The organism is Pyrococcus kukulkanii, assembly GCF_041647995.1.
Lineage (GTDB): Archaea > Methanobacteriota_B > Thermococci > Thermococcales > Thermococcaceae > Pyrococcus.
Map to the genome: position 1 here is coordinate 199,159 of NZ_JARRIB010000004.1, position 19,410 is coordinate 218,568.

General features: G+C 42.8%; 27 protein-coding genes. 12 read left to right on the plus strand and 15 right to left on the minus strand.

The genetic code is table 11. The features are described from left to right. The first annotated feature begins 38 nt into the window (after positions 1–38). Both P8X24_RS09610 and P8X24_RS09615 read left to right on the plus strand, forming a co-directional pair. Complete coding sequence (locus P8X24_RS09610) at positions 39–1,292, plus strand: hypothetical protein (protein WP_372915708.1); 1,254 nt, start codon at positions 39–41, stop codon at positions 1,290–1,292. Next, on the plus strand, positions 1,258–1,470 hold the full coding sequence (locus tag P8X24_RS09615) for a hypothetical protein (protein ID WP_372915710.1): 213 nt from the start codon (positions 1,258–1,260) through the stop codon (positions 1,468–1,470). The genes P8X24_RS09610 and P8X24_RS09615 overlap by 35 nt, the downstream gene beginning before the upstream one ends. Before the next feature lie 627 nt (positions 1,471–2,097). Here the strand turns inward: P8X24_RS09615 and P8X24_RS09620 are convergent. The 10 genes from P8X24_RS09620 to gcvT all read right to left on the minus strand — a co-directional run bounded on the left by P8X24_RS09620 (position 2,098) and on the right by gcvT (position 10,720). Continuing rightward, a complete protein-coding gene (locus P8X24_RS09620) occupies positions 2,098–3,438 on the minus strand; it encodes a bifunctional hydroxymethylpyrimidine kinase/phosphomethylpyrimidine kinase (protein ID WP_372915712.1) in 1,341 nt (446 codons plus the stop codon). Then, positions 3,435–4,058 (minus strand): thiamine phosphate synthase, encoded by a 624-nt coding sequence (gene thiE, locus P8X24_RS09625; protein ID WP_372915714.1) that lies wholly within the window; start codon positions 4,056–4,058, stop codon positions 3,435–3,437. The genes P8X24_RS09620 and thiE overlap by 4 nt, the downstream gene beginning before the upstream one ends. After that, positions 4,048–4,839, minus strand: coding sequence for a hydroxyethylthiazole kinase (gene thiM, locus P8X24_RS09630; protein ID WP_372915716.1), 792 nt, complete (start codon positions 4,837–4,839; stop codon positions 4,048–4,050). The genes thiE and thiM overlap by 11 nt, the downstream gene beginning before the upstream one ends. Next, complete coding sequence (cytX, locus tag P8X24_RS09635) at positions 4,836–6,086, minus strand: putative hydroxymethylpyrimidine transporter CytX (RefSeq protein ID WP_372915718.1); 1,251 nt, start codon at positions 6,084–6,086, stop codon at positions 4,836–4,838. The genes thiM and cytX overlap by 4 nt, the downstream gene beginning before the upstream one ends. Further along, entirely contained in the window at positions 6,074–6,712 is a 639-nt protein-coding gene (locus P8X24_RS09640) for a TenA family protein (protein WP_372915720.1), read from the minus strand. Before P8X24_RS09640 ends, cytX begins: the two co-directional genes overlap by 13 nt. Next, positions 6,702–7,346: a thiaminase II gene (tenA, locus tag P8X24_RS09645; RefSeq protein WP_372915799.1), complete on the minus strand. Its 645-nt coding sequence runs from the start codon at positions 7,344–7,346 to the stop codon at positions 6,702–6,704. The genes P8X24_RS09640 and tenA overlap by 11 nt, the downstream gene beginning before the upstream one ends. Positions 7,347–7,434: 88 nt before the next feature. Continuing rightward, positions 7,435–7,974, minus strand: a complete 540-nt coding sequence (locus P8X24_RS09650; RefSeq protein WP_372915721.1) for a YbhB/YbcL family Raf kinase inhibitor-like protein — start codon at positions 7,972–7,974, stop codon at positions 7,435–7,437. 3 nt (positions 7,975–7,977) lie between these two features. Beyond that, positions 7,978–8,646: a DUF257 family protein gene (locus P8X24_RS09655; RefSeq protein WP_372915723.1), complete on the minus strand. Its 669-nt coding sequence runs from the start codon at positions 8,644–8,646 to the stop codon at positions 7,978–7,980. Next, the gene (locus P8X24_RS09660) at positions 8,643–9,293 is read right to left on the minus strand and encodes a DUF257 family protein (RefSeq protein ID WP_372915801.1); all 651 of its coding nucleotides are present in this window, start codon (positions 9,291–9,293) and stop codon (positions 8,643–8,645) included. The genes P8X24_RS09655 and P8X24_RS09660 overlap by 4 nt, the downstream gene beginning before the upstream one ends. A 230-nt stretch (positions 9,294–9,523) precedes the next feature. Continuing rightward, entirely contained in the window at positions 9,524–10,720 is a 1,197-nt protein-coding gene (gene gcvT, locus P8X24_RS09665; protein ID WP_372915725.1) for a glycine cleavage system aminomethyltransferase GcvT, read from the minus strand. A 155-nt stretch (positions 10,721–10,875) separates the two neighbouring features. Between gcvT and P8X24_RS09670 the strand changes: the two genes are divergently transcribed. Continuing rightward, positions 10,876–11,415 carry a hypothetical protein gene (locus P8X24_RS09670; protein WP_372915726.1) on the plus strand — a complete coding sequence of 180 codons (540 nt, stop codon included), beginning with the start codon at positions 10,876–10,878 and terminating at the stop codon, positions 11,413–11,415. On the opposite strand, the gene pepQ is transcribed toward P8X24_RS09670, so the two are convergent. Continuing rightward, the gene (pepQ, locus tag P8X24_RS09675; RefSeq protein ID WP_372915728.1) at positions 11,408–12,454 is read right to left on the minus strand and encodes a Xaa-Pro dipeptidase PepQ; all 1,047 of its coding nucleotides are present in this window, start codon (positions 12,452–12,454) and stop codon (positions 11,408–11,410) included. The two genes, P8X24_RS09670 and pepQ, sit on opposite strands and share 8 nt — an antisense overlap. Positions 12,455–12,555: 101 nt before the next feature. On the opposite strand from pepQ, the gene P8X24_RS09680 reads away from it, so the two are divergent. The 3 genes from P8X24_RS09680 to P8X24_RS09690 are packed head-to-tail and all read left to right on the plus strand — an operon-like array spanning position 12,556 to position 14,807. After that, positions 12,556–13,266 carry a maleate cis-trans isomerase family protein gene (locus P8X24_RS09680; RefSeq protein ID WP_372915730.1) on the plus strand — a complete coding sequence of 237 codons (711 nt, stop codon included), beginning with the start codon at positions 12,556–12,558 and terminating at the stop codon, positions 13,264–13,266. A gap of 1 nt (position 13,267) precedes the next feature. After that, positions 13,268–14,176: a ribonuclease Z gene (gene rnz / locus P8X24_RS09685; RefSeq protein WP_372915732.1), complete on the plus strand. Its 909-nt coding sequence runs from the start codon at positions 13,268–13,270 to the stop codon at positions 14,174–14,176. Further along, a complete protein-coding gene (locus tag P8X24_RS09690; protein WP_372915733.1) occupies positions 14,154–14,807 on the plus strand; it encodes a TraB domain-containing protein in 654 nt (217 codons plus the stop codon). Before rnz ends, P8X24_RS09690 begins: the two co-directional genes overlap by 23 nt. Here the strand turns inward: P8X24_RS09690 and P8X24_RS09695 are convergent. The 3 genes from P8X24_RS09695 to pyrE all read right to left on the minus strand — a co-directional run bounded on the left by P8X24_RS09695 (position 14,782) and on the right by pyrE (position 15,988). Next, a complete protein-coding gene (locus P8X24_RS09695; protein WP_372915735.1) occupies positions 14,782–15,054 on the minus strand; it encodes a hypothetical protein in 273 nt (90 codons plus the stop codon). The genes P8X24_RS09690 and P8X24_RS09695 overlap by 26 nt on opposite strands. 88 nt (positions 15,055–15,142) lie before the next feature. Continuing rightward, positions 15,143–15,349 carry a hypothetical protein gene (locus P8X24_RS09700; protein ID WP_372915736.1) on the minus strand — a complete coding sequence of 69 codons (207 nt, stop codon included), beginning with the start codon at positions 15,347–15,349 and terminating at the stop codon, positions 15,143–15,145. Between the two features lie 90 nt (positions 15,350–15,439). Further along, a complete protein-coding gene (gene pyrE / locus P8X24_RS09705; RefSeq protein ID WP_372915738.1) occupies positions 15,440–15,988 on the minus strand; it encodes an orotate phosphoribosyltransferase in 549 nt (182 codons plus the stop codon). Between the two features lie 58 nt (positions 15,989–16,046). On the opposite strand from pyrE, the gene P8X24_RS09710 reads away from it, so the two are divergent. From P8X24_RS09710 to P8X24_RS09725, 4 genes are all read left to right on the plus strand, one after another. After that, a complete protein-coding gene (locus P8X24_RS09710) occupies positions 16,047–16,187 on the plus strand; it encodes a hypothetical protein (protein ID WP_372915740.1) in 141 nt (46 codons plus the stop codon). Then, positions 16,139–16,432, plus strand: a complete 294-nt coding sequence (locus P8X24_RS09715; RefSeq protein ID WP_010868223.1) for a 50S ribosomal protein L21e — start codon at positions 16,139–16,141, stop codon at positions 16,430–16,432. Before P8X24_RS09710 ends, P8X24_RS09715 begins: the two co-directional genes overlap by 49 nt. Before the next feature lie 6 nt (positions 16,433–16,438). Continuing rightward, a complete protein-coding gene (locus P8X24_RS09720) occupies positions 16,439–16,801 on the plus strand; it encodes an RNA polymerase Rpb4 family protein (RefSeq protein ID WP_372915742.1) in 363 nt (120 codons plus the stop codon). A 97-nt stretch (positions 16,802–16,898) separates the two neighbouring features. Then, on the plus strand, positions 16,899–17,120 hold the full coding sequence (locus P8X24_RS09725) for a hypothetical protein (RefSeq protein WP_372915744.1): 222 nt from the start codon (positions 16,899–16,901) through the stop codon (positions 17,118–17,120). Here the strand turns inward: P8X24_RS09725 and P8X24_RS09730 are convergent. Beyond that, on the minus strand, positions 17,109–17,723 hold the full coding sequence (locus tag P8X24_RS09730) for a hypothetical protein (protein WP_372915803.1): 615 nt from the start codon (positions 17,721–17,723) through the stop codon (positions 17,109–17,111). The two genes, P8X24_RS09725 and P8X24_RS09730, sit on opposite strands and share 12 nt — an antisense overlap. Before the next feature lie 74 nt (positions 17,724–17,797). On the opposite strand from P8X24_RS09730, the gene P8X24_RS09735 reads away from it, so the two are divergent. Then, the gene (locus P8X24_RS09735; RefSeq protein WP_372915805.1) at positions 17,798–18,553 is read left to right on the plus strand and encodes a geranylgeranylglyceryl/heptaprenylglyceryl phosphate synthase; all 756 of its coding nucleotides are present in this window, start codon (positions 17,798–17,800) and stop codon (positions 18,551–18,553) included. Then, positions 18,550–18,957: a GIY-YIG nuclease family protein gene (locus P8X24_RS09740; protein ID WP_372915746.1), complete on the plus strand. Its 408-nt coding sequence runs from the start codon at positions 18,550–18,552 to the stop codon at positions 18,955–18,957. The genes P8X24_RS09735 and P8X24_RS09740 overlap by 4 nt, the downstream gene beginning before the upstream one ends. Positions 18,958–19,410: the final 453 nt, after the last annotated feature.

Below are 19,410 nucleotides of genomic sequence, written 5' to 3' on the forward strand. Positions count from 1 at the left end.
TAAAGCTTATATTTTTCTATGATTTTAATATTATCCTGATGAGAGATATAATAGTAGTAGCCCTTGTATTTACAATTTTACTATCCTCAAATATAGTAGCAGGATATAAAGTAGTATGCCCTAAGGAAGTTGATATAGGTAAAGATATCGTGTGCACTATACAGGGTGAAGGTAAAATCGAAAGGTTTGAGCTAATTAGGATAAATGAAGTGCCAGTTAGGTATATTCCAATATTCTTAAAAAAAGAGAACAAAGAAGTTCTAGCGTCAATAATTGGGGAGAGGGATATCAAGCTTGAGCCTCCCCTTCTGGTAGAAATAAGTCCTAATAATTTAATATACTCATACGCTTCATCGACTGTATTTGAAGGTTACAAATGGGCGTTTTACAATAAGAATTTCAGATTAACTTTCAGGATAAATAATGAAACAGCAAGCGTTAACATAATCATTAAGGGAAGTGTCGAGCCATATTTGAAGGAAGCAATTGTTATTATTTTAGTAGTTGGATTAATCTATGGCCTCATAGTGCTAATAGGCACAATAAAAGGCAATAATAAAGGAGACAAACATTTAACGGGGAGGCATAATAGGCTTCAATATTTTTCTTCCATAATTGGGTACATATGGCTGTCTTTCCCATTTAGTGCCTTTCTTTTTTACCTTATGGGCACTCCTGGGAGAGAAGATGAAGATTTTGCTCTTTCTATATCAATAGTTCTCCTTTTAGTCTCAATTTTTAACCTTTATCCGAACAAAAAAGAACTCAAGAAAAGAAAGCTTGCAGAAATTACTGGAATAGAGTGGTTGCCAGCTTCATTATTCTTACCTAGCTTAATTTTGGAGAGCACTCCTCTTTTCATACTCTCCCTCCTTGGATTCATTCTGGCGTACATACTTGACAAGCTGGAGAGCATTAATCGGGAAGTAGCAATAGGAGGGATAATATCAACCCTTGCGTGGCCTTTTATTTTATATGCAATGTTTCCAGGAGATCCTCCTATATTCCTTCTCTTAGTTTTGGTTGCATTTTACTATGCCCTACTTTTATCTGAAGTGAATAGTAGGAATGAAATTGAACTTAGCTTTGAAAATTTAACCGAAGACTTAATCGCCAATATTCAGGATAGTAGTAGGAGTTCTGTTTTGGGGCCTCCTCCTACAGCTCAAGAGCTTATTGAAAGATTTGACAAAATAATTAAGGAGATGAGACTAGATGAGGAGAATTGGAGTTCTAATTATAATTTTAATACTCCAGATGGCATTAATTCCCGTTTTAGGAGAAGAATTTAAGATTGTGTGTCCAAGTAGAAATGAGGGCGAGCAGATAGAATGCCTAGTTGAAGGAAGTGGAGAAGCAGTTATAGAACTCTTTGCAGTTAATGGAAGAAAAATGGAAAATATTGTCATAGTTAAGTCTAAAGATGACAGATTAGCCTGGGATGACCTTCTTCATTTCAATGTATGGTAATAAGTAAACTATTTCACATTTAGCATATACGTTAGAAGTTCAGGAATAACGTATCTTAAACTCCTATTCATGGCCCTTCTATTTATTCTCCTCTTAATTCTAGGAGCATTATAAATGGAGTACTTGAAAAGAAAAGTTTTGTCAGAGGCCTTGTTATATCTAGCTCACTATTTTTTGCAAATTTTACGCTCTTTGTAGCTACCCTTGTATTTTATCTTTTTGGATCTCCTAAGGGGATGATGAGTGATTTTTAGTCTCTGTTCTATTTTTTTCCTAATTTTCTCAATTATATCCATCCTATCTTTCAAAGATAAGGTAAAGTGCAGAAAAATGAGATTATATTTGTCTGCTATTCAATTGTTTGGAAGAGATATCCTAGTGGTAGCGCTTGGAATACCGGTTTTAATTGCCATGTTCAGTCTATATAAGATGAAAACTACCACTACAGCAGTATTCCTCTTCTGGAATTTTCTCTTACTATACATATTAAAACTGTCTTTCTCTATTTACCTACCTTATATGGGGCTGATGGTGCTACTTGAAGTTACTCTGTATAGGGTTAAAGACTTAAGGTATGAAAGATCATCCCTAGATCCCCCGTAGCAGAAGAATTAATCAAAAAATTTATCAAATAATAAGTCTGATTTTTTCGAGAACTTCCCAGGGGTTCCTTCCAAAGATAATAATCATTGGCTCCTTTCCTATGTCGCCTAAGTGGTATATTACATCTGGCCTACTCTTTGCCCTCTTTATCGCAGTTTCAATGCCCCAGGGTATCGTGGCTCCTTCCTTCTCTTTAACCTCTATTGGCTCCTCCCTTCTGTCGTAGAAGGAAACCTCAAGCCCCTGCTCCTTGGCGATCTCAATTGTCTCCTCGCTGTACTTCACATTTATCGCACTCCTGTACTCTGGGTAGAACTTCATGTACGTGAGAACGGCTCTAGCTAGGTGATCACTTGCCCCGAATTCTACTGGGCCTACCGCCTTAACCGAGTTTCCGTACCTCACTATCCTGCCTTTGACCCCGGCAACATCTTCGGTGGTTCTAGCGTAGGGAAGCGGTAGGGAGTAGACGAAGTTCGTGCCAACCTCTGGGACAAGATGAACAGGGTTCATGCTCTCAAACTTCCTCACGGCACTGCTTAATTCCTCGTAAATTCTCCACTTTTCAGCGGGAATCTCTATCCACGCGGACTGGTTTACGGGACAGTGACCGTGGCCTATTCTATGACCGGTGGCAATTCCTAGGGTTATGAATTTCTTTGCCACTCCTATCGCATCCTCCAGCCCAAGCCCCTTGGCGAGATTGGCTGTTATTGCGGCCGAGAAGGAGCAGCCGGTCCCGTGTGTACAACCTTCTACCCTGGGGGCTCTGTACTCCTTAAAGGTGCCGTTGTGGTACAGAACGTCTACCGCATAGTCTCCAGACAAGTGGCCACCCTTTACAATTACCGCTTTCGCTCCAGTTTCTTCTGCTATTTTCTTTGCTGCCTTTCTCGCATCCTCCACGGTTTTTATCTCCATTTCACTGAGCTTCTCAGCTTCGAACCTGTTTGGCGTTACTAGGGTAGCCAGCGGAAGGATATACTTGACCAAGGCATCAATGGCATCTTCCCTCAGGAGAGGAGCTCCGCTCTTGGCTATCATCACAGGATCAACAACTAATGGAAACTCGTACTTTTCCACGGTCTTTGCAACGGCCTTTATTATCTCCGCATTGCTTAACATTCCAGTCTTTGCAGCGTCAACCCCTATATCTTCCGCAACCGCTTTTATCTGCTCCGCAACGACCTCGGGAGGTATGTCGTGGATGGCTGTTACCGAGGTTGTGTTCTGGGCGGTGACTGAGGTTATTGCAACCAATCCGTGAACGCCGAATGCCGTGAATGTCTTCAGATCGGCTTCGATTCCTGCCCCTCCCCCGCTGTCGCTACCGGCAATTGTTAACGCGGTCTTAACGAACCTCATCCTAACACCTCCTCTACGATTTTTCTTAACTCCTCAGTTGCCCTCTTAACATCATCAGCCTCCATAACGGCCGATATAACCGCTATTCCATCCACCCCGGTTTTCAAGACTTTACGTGCGTTCTCCCTGTTTATCCCACCGATAGCCACTACTGGAATGGAAACACTCTCCACAATTCTTCTCAGGCCCTCAAGTCCAATGACTCTCGCATCACTTTTAGTCTTAGTCGGAAAAACCGAGCCAGCCCCCAGGTAGTCCGCCCCTTTAGCCTCGGCATCTAGGGCCTCCTCTAAGGAATACACGGAGGCCCCAATTAGAAGGTTAGGGGCAATCTCCTTGGCAACTTCAATTGGCATATCCTTAGGGCCAAGCTGAACTCCATCAGCGTTTACAGCTAAGGCAACGTCAATCCTATCATCGACGAAGAATAGGGCATCGTATTCGTTCGTCAACTTCCTGAGCTCTCTCCCTATTTCGTACATCTCCCTCGTTGAAGCATCCTTTATCCTCATCTGGATAGCGGTGGCCCCTCCCTCCAATGCCTGCCTGACTGATTCAACTTCGGGCTTAAGCCTTCTGTCCGTTATAACGTAGAGCTTGAGGTACCTCTTAAAGCTCAACTTCCCTCACCTTTGCTAGCTTATCCGCATCTTCAGGCCTCAATAGATAGAGCCAGTCGTAAAGCTTTATATGGAAGCTTCCTGGGGCCTTGGCTTCTTCATAAGCTTTCTCGGCTGCAATTCCAAAAGTTGCTAGAGCACTTACAGCCCCAACAAGAGGCTCAACGACAGCTATGAATGCCCCCGTAATTGCCGACACCATGCAACCTGTTCCCGTGACTCTGCTTAGCATTTCGTGACCGTTGTAAACAGCATACACCCTTTTTCCGTCACTTATGTAGTCAACTTTTCCAGTTATGGCAACTACCGTTGAAAACTCCTCTGCCGCTTTAAGTGCCAGTTCCTTAGCCTTCTCCTCGCTGTACTCGGCAGAATCAACTCCTCTAGTCTTGCCGTGCTCTCCAAGGAGTGCTGATACTTCGCCAAAATTTCCCCTTAGAACGGTAACACCCAACTCGAGTATCTTTAGGGCAGTTTCCGTCCTCAGCCTTGTTGCCCCAGCCCCCACGGGATCTAAAACTATAGGCTTATCGAGGTCATTAGCTACTTTGGTGGCCTTGACCATCGAGTCTATCCAGAACCTGTCAAGGGTTCCTATGTTTATAACTATGGAATCTGCAATTCTAATAATTTCCTCGAGCTCTTCCTGGGCATGAGCCATTACGGGAGATGCTCCTATGGCCAAAAGTGCATTCGCAGTTGAGTTCATGACAACGAAGTTAGTTATGTTATGAACTAGGGGCCTCTTCTCCCTCACGAGCTTTAATGCTTCCCCTATCACCTCAACCACCTCTCAAGGATGTAGTAGAGAACTGCCGAGGTTACGAATACGGGAATGCTCGCTCCGACTTGGTTTCCAATTGAGCTAAGCCCAGGAACGTGAATTCCCATTGAGCTCTCTATTGTCAGGCCTAGGTACAGGAAGAATCCAATAATCCATGCAATAACGCCTGAAGTCTTTACCGATTCGTCGGAGAGAAGCTTATCTGCATCGTACTTCTTCTTGATTAAGAAGTAGTCTGTTATCATTATCGCGGCTAGTGGCACGAAGGCTCCGCCTATTAGCAGTAGGAACGCCTCATACTTATCTACCGGGAATATCAAGGCTAAAACCGTTCCCACGGCCCCAACAAGCACGACATGTAGCTTGGCATTCGCCCTTGGATTGATGTTCTTCCACGTTATTGAGGCAGAATAAATGTCCATGAATGTTGTGTTGAGCGTTGAAACTAGGACTATTAGCATCGCCGGTATTCCAAGGCCGTATGCAGCTATTATGCTTATGGGATCTGGCTGTTTAATTGCGACGTTGCTCAATGCACCTAGGAAGTAACAGAACGCTGAACCTGCCAAGTGGCCTAAGTAAGTCCCCCAGGCGGCATCTTCCTTCGTCCTCGCGAATCTTGCATAGTCAGCTATCGTTGGAGCCCAGCTCAGGGGCATTGCGATTACCAAGTCTAAAGCTATGAGGAGAGGTAAACCCCCTTCTCCGGGCTTATTCCAGAGCTCTGAAAAGGAGTATCGGGAGAATATCACGTACAGTAGCCAGACGCTGAGAACCCCCAAGAGCACCACTGATATCTTTTCCAGCCACCTCCAGTTCTCTGGCCCAACGAGCGTCCATACTGTGACAAGAACGCCCAGGATGAGCACCCAGGCGGAGTACGTTCCTGGGAATATAGTATCTAGGGCTTTAGCACCTACGAGTAACATTATAGCGGTCCAACCCATGAGCTGGAGGTAGTTGAGAATCGATGGTAACACTGAGCCTCTTCCCCCAAGGGGGCCCCTTGATAAAACCATGGTAGGCAGTCCAGTTTCCTGACCCTCCACAGCTATTAAGCTCATAACGGCGTTACCTAAGAGATGTCCAATTATTATCACGAGAAGGGCCTGCTTAAGCGAAAGGTAAGGGGTTAACAGTGCTCCAGCCCATATCACCGCTATTCCAAAATCCGCCCCAAACCATATTGAGAAGTTACTCCAAAAATCAAATATTTTATCCTTAACTGGCTTTATCTCCTCCATTCTAACTCACCTCCAATGTCCCAGAACAGTAATTCAAACTTTGAAACCTCAAGAAATACCTCCCTAGCTCTCCTTTTCTCGAGCTCCCCATGCTCCTCGGCAAGCTTGTTAAGTATCGATTCAAGTCTCTTTACATATTCCCCGAATTCCTCAGAGCTCCAATGGTCTATAAACTCCTGGTATGGGCTCTTGTCTTTTTGATGGCTCTTAACCCAGGACCACGCCTCATAATAAGCCTTCTCTTCGCAGTAAAATGCCGTAAATCCCTCCAAGAAGCTTCTCAAGCTTGCAACGTTCAGGAGGTAATTTACGTAGGCCTTTGCCCTCCAGTCGATTTCTCCTTTTAGGGAGATGCCAAGTTCACTAGCCTTTGATTCGAACATCTCAAGCTCCTTTGAGATGTAGTAGATTGACTCTGCGAAAAATTGGAGGAGATCGTCGGGGGCTTTGGCCATTAATAGGGCCATGAACCTCAACGCGTTCTTAACGAAGTAGTAGTCGTTTACGAGCCATCTAGCAAAGTTTTCCTGGGGAAGCCTATTTTCTGCCATCTTAACGAGGAAATCGTGTGGTAAGAATTCGTTCCAAATGGATCTTGCCTCCCTTAGAAGTTCCTCAGAAAACATCTCCACCCCTCCATGCCATTTCCCAGAATGCCAGCTCAAACTTGCTTCCCGTCATGAATATCCTCCTCATCCTCTCGTAGTCCCCAGGATTATCATCTATGAGGTTCCTCAGCCTTTTAACTAGTCCCAAGTATTCGTCGCTAAGATAAACCTGGGCCCACTCTCTGTAAATTTCGTTTTCGTTGTTCTCAAGAGCATCCTTGTGGTACTCCGCTATCTCGGCGTAGCTCCAGAAGCACGGCAACAACGCAGTCAACCCTTCCACCCAGTTCCCCCTGTACGCTGTAGAGAGCATAAAGTCCATGTAGGCGGAGTTTACTAAGGTTGGTTCGGTTTTTATGGCATCTTCAAGCGTGAATCCTAGTCTGTTAAGCAACCCCTCATAGTTCTTCATTTCCGTAGTTATCTCCTCCCTTGCCAGTTCAATGATCTCGGCCATTATTGGGTATTCAGCTTTGGATGCTATAACTGAGAGAGCTCTTGTTAGGCCCACGAGATAGTTGAAGTCCTGAAGAACATAGAACTTGAATTTCTCGATTGGCAAATCTCCTCTATAAAGGTGAACGACAAAGGGATGCTCAAAAATCCTTCCCCATATAACATCGGCTTCCTTCCTGAGCCTCTCGGTTATCATTAGGCTCACCAAAAATCCCTAACTTTGGGATTTTATAACCTTTTTGTTGAATTCTAAAACTTAGTTATAAAAGGAGCGGGAATAATGATCAGCGCTCATAAGTTCCAACTAGCTCGGCTTCAGCTATAATATGCCCCTTCATCGCCTCTTCAAGATCCCTTCTTGTAGATCTTGGGGTCAAATTCAGCGTTATGTCAAGGGCGTAGACCTTGAAATGATAGTGGTGAACTCCATGCCCTGGGGGAGGACATGGGCCATCATATCCGATCCTTCCAAAGTCATTAATGCCTTGAATCATCTTTACTGGGGACTCTACCTTACCCTTCTTGGGGATACCCTCAGGGATCTCCTTAACGGGAGGAATGTTCCAGGCGATCCAATGAGTAAAAGTTCCCCCAGGAGCATCAGGATCATCGACAATTATGGCAAGGGATTTTGCGTTCTCTGGGATATTTGAGATATAGAGTGGAGGATTAATATTTATACCATCACATGTATACTTCTTCGGAATTGGGCTATCTTCCTGGAAGACAGAGGAAATCGAAAACTTTAAGCTACTTTTCTCCTCCAAACAACCAGACAAGAGTATAATAGGCAATAATAAAATCAGAAAAACTGCCTTCTTCATGTTTCATCCCCCTAGGATATCCCTTATGGAAATTCTAACTTCCTTCATCTTGGCCTTTGGTGCCCAGGAATCCTTTATCATCGTGAAAACTATCGTGTCCCTGTCCTGTGTTATCCTAATAACTGATGTTGCTAGCTCCTCTATCAGAGGCATGGGCCTCGTTGAAAGGCTTTCCATGAGATCAAGCTCAAAGAAGTAGAAGGCAAGCCTGTTTTTGTTGGTTATATACGTTTTTATAGAATTTATGAGTTCGGAGGTTCCCATTGGAGTATCATTTAAAGCAAAAAGCCTATCTAGGCCAAACACTAAATCTATGAAGTTTTCGTTGGGAGAGATGGAATAAAACGCCTTCTTGTATCTGCTCAGGTATACCCTTAGATCAGTTTCGAACTTCAGCTTTTCGGCTATCTTTCCAATGTCATCTGAACCCCCTATCTTCAATATCCTTGAATTCCCAAGGTTGAGGTTACCTAAGATTAGCTCGAGGTGCCTGGCGTATATAGGGAATGTATCCAGTATATCTTCTATTAATAAAGGAGTATTGTTAGCCCTCGAGTACTCAATTAGGGAGAGTAGAAGGGCTTCAATCCCTAAAGATGCTTGGTTTTCAACTATCACGGTTTCTCCGAATTTCTTATCTCTGATGACCTCCCAAAGTAACCCGAACTTCATTGTTTGCCACCAACTTCAACAGTTATCTCCTTACCGACTAGTTCAGGATTTGAGCTCTTGAGTATGTACAGGTGGGCTCCTGTGGGATAGGGCTTCGTATTTACTATTGTACTTGCTATTCTGCTCAGCTCTACCCTTGCTATGCTTGGGAGTGCGTTGAATATCTTCCCATTGACCAGGTATACTGATTTTCTATTTTTATTCTCCAGGGCCTTTTGGATTTCAAATATTGCTAGGTAGAGTTCCTGAGGGGTCGTTAGTCTGCTGAGGACTGACTCTATACCTATGGATATTGTTATGCACTCCTTAAATTTTAAGGAAACTCTCTTCATGGTTTCCCTGTATTCCTTAAGGTAAACTCTCGGATCTGGATGGTATTTTATTTTTGCGATGAGGTTCCCGACGTTTATATTCCCGCCGGTTTTTACAACGTAGATGCTGTTAAGGTCAAAGCTTATTCCAAGGGCTTCAAGGTGAGAAACTACGATAGGAAATGCATCAAAATTGTCATCTATAATCACTGGAATTCCCCTTGATTTCGCGTACTCAGCTATATGAAGAATTGTAAACTCAGGAACGTAGGAAGGTGGGTACTTTATTAGGACAACCTCTCCATATTTCACCCCATCTAAAAGCCCCTCCACCATGTCCAATAGATACCACCGAATGTATATTGGAAAAGAAGGTATAAAATTTATTGCACCACCTTTTCTATGGTTTCCGAGTTCATATAAAGGCTTTCCAGCCCTCATAATGATCAGAGGTTCTGACGGTTTTCGTATGCTTCTTGTAGAATGGAAGAATCTATGTACTCAACACCTGCACGTTCTGCACGACTTCATGAAATCACCAAAAGTAAAATGGAAAGGAGTATCCTTCATGTCTCCCTGAACAAGCCGTACTTCTTCGGGTCATAGAATGGTGGGGTTACTGTGATGGCCCTCTTCTTCCGCCCTCTAATATCAACTTCAATTTCAATTCCCGGCTTTGCATATTCCTCTTTAACGAATGCTATTCCGATTCCTATGCCGAGGAGTGGGGACAGTGTTCCGCTTGTGACTTCACCTATGAGCTCGCCGTTTGCGTAAACCTTGTAGCCTTCCCTTGGAATTCCCTTCTCAATCATCTTGAAGTGGATCATCTTCCTGCCTAGGCCACGCTCCTTCTGCTTAAGGAGGGCATCCTTTCCTATGAAGTCTTTGTCCCAGTAGATCGCGAACTCAAGGTTTGCTTGGAGGGGTGTTACCTCGTCAATGTCAGTACTCAATAACTGGAGCTCCTTGGTTTCATTTCCATAGAGGGTGTAACCAGCCTCTAGTCTGAGCGTATCCCTTGCACCTAGGCCAGCGGGCTTTATCCCGTACTTCTTTCCCTCTTCGAGAATTCTCTCCCACACGTGAAGGGCTTTCTCAGGTTCTCCTCTCTTGCTTTCATCTGGGTGGTAGGGGTTCGCGTCCTCTATGTAGACCTCAAAGCCATTCTCGCCGGTGTAGCCGCTCCTCGAGAGGAGCATCTTTATTCCATCGAGTTCAACCCATCTAGCCTGGAACCACCACATCTCGTTTATATCTATCCCAAACAAGTCTTGAGCTAAGTCTCTTGCTTTTGGCCCCTGAACAGCGAACATCGCAATATCATAAGTTTTTAGTTCAATCTCAAGGTCAAGCTTTGTGAACTGCTCTATCGTCTTCTTTAGGTACGTGAACCAAGCGTACAGCTTTTCAAATGCATCGGAGTCGCATACCATGAAGTACTCGTTATTGCCCATGTTGAATACAAGAGTTTCGTCCTTTATTGCTCCCCTTTCATTCAGAACCAATGTGTAAGTTCCACTTATGGCCGGAGGCTTGCTTATATCATTAGTGGTTACGTACTGCAGGAACTTAAGGGCATCCTTTCCTTTGAATACTATCTCTCCCATATGAGAAACGTCAAACACGCCAACTGCATTCCTCACAGCTAAGTGTTCTTCTTTTATGCTAGAATACCATATTGGCATCTCCCAACCTGCAAATTCTTCAATTTTCTTTGCATGTTCTTTATGCCAGTCAAAGAGATGAACTCTCTTTGCCATTTCGACCACCCCTTTAAGCTATTTCAGTTGGATAATATAATTTTTGTGTCCAAAATTTCGTGGTTATAATAGTAGTGAGCCGAAGATATCCCAAAAGTTTCCGTCAAATGTACAACCAATAAGCTCATAAAGGTTCCCAGGACAATAGTTTGAAGATGAGAGGGGAACTCCCTTTTATAATCTTCAAAACAAAGAAGGGTATGTTTGCAATAGACCTATACCTTATAAATAGGGTGGAAAAGTTAGAGAGGATAGCAACGTTAATTAGAAGGGCTGAAAATATCAAGCAAGCTTCGTTTGTCCCAAAAGAAGTGGGGGGATGGGAAGAAGAAGTTAAAGACTTTCTCAAGTGGCTTCTTGAAATAGCTAGGGTTAGGTCAGGAAAAATTATTAACAAGAGACTTGGCAAGATGCGGCGATGGAATATATTTAGACTCCTTGGCATTCCAACTGGGCACTCAAGACACGTCTCAGAAGAAGAAAGACTTGCTAGAGATAATCGAGAAGCTCTTCTTGCCTTGAGCATATTAGAGAACGTTATAAAAGGGGACATTAAAGTCGTTGGATATGGAGTGGCTGAAATTGAAATAAAAGGTAAGGAAGTTTACATTAATGGTAGGGTGGATCCTGTTTATACTGAGCTAATAAAAAGGGATATGAGAGCAGCGATGGCTCTTCTTGAACTTGTTAGATAAGTTCTCTTTCCGTTTTTGTAAGTCTTTTTGCTCCACTCTTTGTTATAACGATTGTGTCCTCTATCCTTACACCTCCAAATTTTGGAATATAAATACCAGGTTCAATTGTTATCACCATTCCTTCTTTAAGAATTGTCTCGTCATATTGACTTATTCTTGGCCATTCGTGGATTTCAAGACCAACACCATGACCAAGTGAATGGATAAAGTATTCTCCGTATCCATATTCCTTGATGACATCTCTCGCTATTGAATCTAATTCTTTGGCAGTCATTCCTGGCTTAGCTGCCTCAATGGCTTTCTTTTGAGCTTCAAGAACTATTTCATATATCTCCTTCTGCTTATCGCTAGGAGACCCCACTACTATGGTTCTTGTTATATCTGAGTTGTAGTGGTTATATAAGGCCCCAAGATCTATAACTACAAGGTCACCCTTTTCAATCCTTTTATCACTTGCAATCCCATGTGGTAGTGCCGATCTATAACCGCTGGCGATAATCGTATCAAATGCCGGTTTCTCGGCTCCATTCATTTTCATAAGATATTCAACTTTTGCCGCTATCTCTCTTTCCCTTTTTCCTTCAGAAACTTCCTCAATTGCTGCCATAACAGCCCTGTCCGCGATTTCGCAAGCTTTTTCTATTATTTTTAGTTCTTCTTTGCCTTTCACTATTCTGAGTTCCTTTATAGTATCATCAATTTTTTTAAATTCTTTTATTCCTGCTTTTTCTCTGAGATCAAGAATGAAGGAGTATGAGCTTGCTCCTTCAATTCCAAGAACTTCAATGCCTTTTAGCTTCTCATACAGCTCGTCCATTTTCTTAAACTTCTCGACCTCCACTATACTTTCTTCTTTTGCCATTTCGTACTCTAACTCAGGAACATATAGAGTTGCTCCCGATTTAGTCACTAAGAGGTACCCTCCAGCAAGTGGTGAAGCCCCAGAAAAGTAGTAAACATTTGGAGCTTTTGTAAGGAATATTGCATCAAGGTTGTTCTTTTCCATAGATTCAATCAACTTTTCAACCCTTTCCTCCATTTCGTATTCCCCCCTGTGGCATATATCATAGTTCATAAAAATGTTTTTGTCTTTTCCTAAACTTTTAATACCTAACTCAAAAACTTCATACAGGTGTCGCAATGTTTGGATGGAGGGGAAGATTTGGACTCATAGTGCCATCTTCGAACACTACTATGGAGATGGAGTTCCACAAGTACATCCCGGAAGGAGTCTCCCTCCATACAGCTAGAATGCCTCTGAGGAATGTAAATGAGGAAGAGTTAACTAAGATGGCAACGTTTGCCATTGATGCTGCAAAATTACTCGCCGATGCCGGGGTCGAGTTGATAGCGTTTGGATGCACGAGTGGATCTTTTATCGGAGGGAAGGATTTTGAAAAGGAAATCGAGATGAAGATCGAGGAAGAAGTTAATATTGAAACCTTTACAACAAGCACGGCGGTTCTTGAAGCACTTAATGTTCTAGATCTCCAGTCCTTGCTGGTAATAACTCCCTACGTCGATGAGATAAATCAAAAGGAGAAAGAGTTTCTAGAGGCCAATGGTTTTGAAGTTCTTGACATAAGAGGCCTTGGAATAGAGAACAACCTTGAAATAGGAAAGTTAGAGCCATACACCGCATATAGGCTTGCAAAAGCTACGTTTATAGATGAGGCAGATGGAATCTTTATCAGTTGCACTAATTGGAGAACCTTCGAAATAATCGAAAAACTTGAAAGTGATCTCGGGGTTCCTGTAGTAACAAGCAACCAGGCGACGCTATGGATGGCATTAAGGGCTCTAGATGTAGGGGATAAATTGCCGCTTGGACGATTACTCAGGGAATACTAAAATGATCGAGGTAATATTTTTAGGAACCGGGGGGATTAAACCTACCCCTGAAAGAAACGTTCCTGGGATAGCTATTAAGGTGGGAAGGGAAATAATTCTTTTTGATGCCGGGGAGGGGACATTAAGGCAAATGGAAATTGCAGGCTTAAGCCCAATGAAAATAAAGAAGATATTTATAAGCCACTTTCACGGGGATCATTATCTAGGGATACCTTCCATGATCCAGACGATGAACCTTTGGCATAGACGGGAACCCCTTTATATATACGGGCCCCCAGGAGCTATATCCTTTATAGACAACCTTCTCTCTAGTGGATATTTTAGGCCAAGTTTTGACGTAGTTACCATAGAGTTAATGGAAGGAGAAGAGGTTAGGGAGAAAGAGTATAGAATAAAGCCTTTCCAAGTTTCCCATGGAATTCCTGCATTTGGTTATGTATTCAAGGAAAGGGACAGAAGAGGGAACTTTGATATGGAAAAGATAAAAGCGTTAGGATTAAGGCCTGGTCCCTGGATGAGAGAGGTTGAAAAAAGGGGCAGAATTACCATAAATGGAGTTGAAATAAAGCTCGAGGACATCACGGGACCCAAGAAAAAGGGGGCAAAGATAGTATACACCGGGGACACTGAGCCGATTCCCTTAGGGGATATCGCCAAAGACGTAGATCTCCTCATTCACGACGCAACTTACATCAATAGTGAGGATAGGAAAGAGAGCTATCATTCAACGGTTAAAGAAGCATGTGAGGTTTGGGAGAGTGGAGTTCTTGTCCTTTTCCATAGGGCTCCAAGGTATAAGTACGTTGAATACAAAAGAGAAGCCTTGAAAATTTGTCCAAAAGCCTATGTTCCGCGAGATTTTGATAGGTTGTTGGTGGGTAGTGGAAATGTCATATTTAAGGTACGTTAAAGTTGTCGGCACAGTCCACGTCTTACCTGAGAGTATTAGTGAGGTAAGGGAAGTTATACTGAGGGAAAATCCAGATGCCGTTGCGATAGAGCTTGATTATGGTAGATTAGTTGCTCTCCTTCGGGGGGAAAAATTAAGGTTAACCCAGGCATTAAAGCTTGGAAGAATTGGAATGTTGGGTTATGCACTTCAAGAAATTGAAAAGTTCTTGAGTAAGGATTTTGGAACTTTACCGGGGGAGGAAATGATAGAAGCGTATGAACTTGCAAGGTCTATAGGGATACCAGTTTACCTAATAGATCAACCAGTTGAAGTTACTCTCAAAAAATTACTTTCTGCACCAAGAATTGAAAAACTGAGATTAGTCACGGAGGTTCTTGCACTACCCCTCCTAGGAAGGGATGTGAAAATAGAAAGCTATACAATCCTAGAACAAGAATTTATGAGGAAATATCCATACTTCTATAAGGTTCTCGTTGAGGAAAGAAATGAGATAATGGCTAAAAATATTATGATGATCGTTGACTCTTTATTAGTGAAAAAAAGGAAAGCCAAAGTTGTGGCGGTTGTTGGTTTAGGACACAAAAAGGGGATAGAACGGCTACTTAGTCGCTATACTCCAAAGCGCTGAGTAGCATGTCCCTGTATAGGTTGATCTTTTTGAACTCTTTTTTGCTAATTGTGTCCATCCTGCTAACTTCCTCATAAAACTCTTCCAGCTCCTTAAGAATTTCCTCAATACTATCAAAGGAGTCATTGGCGATTTTCTTTAATTTGCCCCTCAGAAAAGCCATGACTTCTTTTGGTCTACCGAGATATGCCCAATAAAGTCCTTCTCTGAGAACCGCTTCTAGTATCTCAACGTTCGGTTTCTCCACCCCTCCTTGCCATGTGAGTCACCAAAAGGTGCTCCAGAGCAAGGTATGATATAAGAATTTTCGAAAAATGTTTAGAAAAATGACAAAATTAACTTGTTTCATCATAAACTACTCCAGCAAACTGACCATCGTCCATGGTCACAAAGCTGACTTTTATCTTTTTGCCACTCTTGGGATCAACAATAACGAAGTCGGGCTTCTTAAGGTACTCGCTTGATGGGATCCTCATTACAACGTCATAATGCCTTTTGAGTTCCTTCAAGAAGATTTCCGGGTTCTTCTTAATAACAACCATCTTCCCACCTCCATTATTATCTACTACTTTATAGTATAAAAAAGTTTCCATAGCCATTTGTTAAAAATATGTTAGACAATCAACGAAGAATTAATCTCTCGAAACACCAGCCGCCTTAAAGAGCTCACTTACAACAACAAGTGGGTATAGCTTATATCCCTCTTTGCTTATGTTTTCCATAGCTCCTTCTTCCCTATCAACTACAACGAAGATCCCAACAACTTCTGCCCCATTCTCTTTAAGAACCTTTGCAGCCCTAAGAACGCTCCCTCCTGTTGTTGTGACATCTTCTACTAACAGAACTTTATCTCCTGGCTTTACTTCTCCTTCAATTTGTTTTCCGGTTCCGTGTTCTTTTTTCTTTTTTCTCACAATTAAAAGAGGCTTCTCGGTCTCAAGTGCGAGGGCAGTGGCTATTGGAACGGCTCCAAGCTCTGGCCCTGCAATTTTCTCATATTGTAATCCAAGTTCTTTAGCCTTCTCAGCTATTAGCCTTGCTATAATTTTCAGTGCTTTGGGATTCGTTATTAGCTTCTTAATGTCTATGTAGTAGTTGCTTTCTTTTCCAGATGTCAATATGAAATGTCCAAACTTTATGCATTCCTCTTTGATTATCATTTTTATTAGCTCCCCTTTCATACCATCACCGCAATTTAGTCATCAGAAAAATTTTATAAATGCTCCATTTCAACCAAGCTTGAAACTGGGGGTAAAGACCCCCAAGATTTTGGGAGTAAAAAGGGGCATATTTGGGCTTGTACACACCTATAATATGAGGAGGGGGTTAGTATGGTTCAGAAGGCTCATAGCTTTAGAAGAAAAACTAGAAAAAAGTTAAGGAAGCATCCTAGGAGGAGGGGGCTCCCTCCACTTACGAGGTTCCTTCAGGAGTTTGAAGTGGGACAGAGGGTTCACATAGTAATTGAGCCTAGTTATCACAAGGGTATGCCAGATCCAAGGTTCCATGGCAGGACTGGCACTGTAGTTGGCAAGAGGGGAGATGCTTACATAGTTGAGGTCCCGGATGGCAACAAAGTAAAGACTCTCTTCATTCATCCAGTTCACCTTAGGCCCCAGAAGTGAAGGGCCATGATAGGGAGGAAAAAGCTTGGCCAGAGGTATATTACAATAGCTGAGGCCAAGGAAATACTCCTAAAAAGGCACGAAGAGGGGTTAAAAGCTGGAATAGAGGAGCCCCTATACTATGAGGCAAGACTTGCTCTCGAACATGCAGAAAAGTTTGCCAAGTTACCGGCTGAGAAAGCCAGGGAAGCTGTTAAAGAGCTCATGAAAGAGTTCGAATGGATGAGTGACTGGCTTGCGGCCAAGATAGTGGACATAATGCCCGAGGACACATTTGACCTAAGAGTCATCTTTGCCAAGGAGGAACATCAACCAACCCAAGATGACATGAAGAAGATCCTTGAGATACTTGACAAGTACAGAAGATAATTCCTACGGGTTCTTTCTCTATTCCCTTCTTTATTCTTCCCGTGAATGAAAAGCGTTTTATACTTCCTTAGTTTCTAGTTATGAATGGGTGAGATTGATGGAAATTATGACAATTAGCCTTAAAGTTCCGTTCGACAAAAAAGGTCTCCTCCTAAAGAAGCTTGCGGATGTAATTGAAGGGAAGATTAGGAAAGCAAAATTGCTTCCCCCAGACAAGTTTGGATATAATGAGATAATAATAAACCTTGAAACAAAGAACCCAAGAAAAGTTATAGTGGAAATCTCAAAAGTAGGGAAGGTGGAGTTCTTAAGTCATTAACAAGTTCTCGATGATCTTTACTGCTTCAGCGATTTTCTTTTCTGGTTTCTCGTCACTTCCTGGTAACTCTAGGTTTATCACTACCCTTTCTTCGTTTCCTTCCTCTTCTATCTCGTAGATCTCTGGCTCCTCTATGTCAACACTCTCAAAGAAGGCCTCTAATTCGGGGGTAAGTATCTTTCTGTTACTGCCATAAACCTCAACCCTAACGAGGCTGTCACGGGATGATACTATGACGGCAACCTCGTAATCCCCAATTTTTTTCGTGAACTTTACAGCTTCTCCATATCCAATTGTCTCTTCATTGAAGCCCATCTCACTGAGAGCTCTCCTAATCCTCTCCATTTTACTCTTCATTCTCCTTAAAATCCTCTCCCTAAGCTTAGTGCTCTCCTCAACGGCTCTCTTAATAGCCTCACCAACTTCCTCTATGTCTCCCTCCCAAATACCCACAAGTTTAATTCCAGAACTTGTAGCTCTTATTTCAAGCTCAATCTCGCTAGTATTAAATTCAGAAAGATCATCTATCCTAAGCTCACCAAGGCGTAATATCTCAAATTCAAGCTTAACGGTTCTGCCAAAAGTGCTTCCCCTGAATTTCATGAAGGGCATCACCTAGTGAAGGAGAGGGGAGATTATTTAAAAACGTTGCTAATGAATGAAGTTCGGTGGTGTTCGTGAAAATAGGGAGAGTGGAAAGATACATTCATGAAAAGCTTGAAGAGAATAAATTGCACTTTGTTTTAATAGACCCCGACGATACTTCTCCTGATGAAGCCTCAAAAATTGCGGAACTTTGTGAGAATGTTGGAGTTGACGCAATAATGGTCGGGGGATCAACTGGAGCTGAAGGAAACGTTCTGGATAATGTAGTTAAGGCAATAAAGGAGAGCTCTTCCCTTCCAGTTATTCTGTTCCCAGGGTCACATGGAGGAATTAGCAAATATGCAGACGCAATATTCTTCATGAGCCTCCTCAACTCAAGGAACCCATTCTTCATTACAGGTGCTCAAGCCCTTGGAGCGTTCACAGTAAAGAAATTTGGATTAGAACCAATTCCAATGGCATATATAATAGTTGAACCTGGGGAAACAGCCGGATGGGTTGGGGATGCGAAACCTATCCCAAGGCACAAGCCAAAGATAGCTGCAGCATATGCACTGGCTGGTCAGTATCTAGGAATGAGATTAGTTTACCTTGAAGCGGGGAGTGGGGCTCCTAACCCCGTCCCTCCAGAGATGGTTAGGGTGGTAAAGTCAGCTATCGATGTTCCCCTAATCGTCGGGGGAGGGATAAGAAACGGGAATCAGGCAAGAGAACTTGTAAAGGCAGGGGCAGACATTATAGTTACCGGAACTGCTATTGAAAGTGCTAAGTCCCTTGAAGAGGTCCAAGTTAGGCTAAAGCACCTTAGAGAGGGGATTAAAGTTTGAAAGGTTCCTACATCCTATTATTATACCTACCCCAGGACACGAAGATAAAGACTAAAGCAAGAACCTTTGCCCTGAAAAAGGGATACTACGCCTACGTTGGTTCGGCAATGAATTCACTTGAAAAGAGAGTTAGGAGGCACTTTAAGAAAGAGAAGAAGCTTCACTGGCACATAGACTACCTAACTCTTAAAGCTGAACCCATAATGGCATACCTAATACCCTCAAACGTTAGACTTGAAGAAGAGCTGTCCAGGAAGATGGCAAAGATAGGAGGGATAGTTAGGGGATTTGGAGCTTCAGATCTGAACGTCCCAGGAAACCTTTTCTATTTTAGCTACGATCCAAGGCATTTGGTTGAGGAGCTTCTTAAGAACCTAAGATTAACTTACCTAATATTTCCCTAGAAGATCGGAATTGAAAGAACGAAGGATCACCCTAAGAGAACCAAAGCGATGTTGGTTCTATAATATTCCAAGGAACACCTCTCTGCCTAGATTTAATGTGTTTTCAAGGACTAAAAACAAACAGGATAGATCGAGAAAAGGGGCAGAACTTTTGTTAGTTTTATTGTGTGTATGGGAGTTGAGTCCCTGCCATGAGGGGATCCGAGCCAACCCATACACACAATGATGCAGTGTGGGAGAAGGACAAGGCTCAAGAGGAATCCGCTACCGGTTGCATTCGTTGCAACTGGTGTGGTTGACTTTTCACCCTTGTTCAAAATTGGGGCCACCTCAAGGGGTCACCAGCCCAGCTGAACGGTAACAGCCCCAAAGCCCATCAAAAGAACAGCTCCTCAGGGCAAGGAGTAGGTTAGATGTTCCTTATTCATGCTGACAACAGGCCTAACTTCCCAT